The following is a 314-nucleotide window of genomic DNA, read 5'->3' on the forward strand; positions in this document are numbered from 1 at the left end:
TGCTTCATAGCCCATCGCTATTGCCAGATGGGTTTTCCCCACACCTGATGGCCCCAGTAATACGATATTTTCATTACGTTCTATGAAGCTGAGTGAGCGTAACGACTGGAGTTGCTTCTGCGGTGCTCCGGTGGCGAATGTGAAGTCATACTCTTCGAACGTTTTCACCGCCGGGAAGGCTGCCATTCGGGTATACATCGCCTGTTTACGTTGATGACGTGCCAGTTTTTCTTCATGAAGCAGATGCTCCAGGAAGTCCATATAACTCCATTCCTGGTCTACTGCCTGTTGTGACAGCGCAGGCGCTGCGCTTA

At 50.6% G+C, this 314-nt stretch carries 1 pseudogene; it reads right to left on the reverse strand.

Annotated features, from left to right (window positions below):
• Positions 1-314, reverse strand: a pseudogene (gene istB, locus ACUU1M_RS20785) (IS21-like element IS100kyp family helper ATPase IstB); the annotation flags it as partial.

The sequence above is a fragment of the Shigella sp. SIG6 genome (assembly GCF_053555815.1).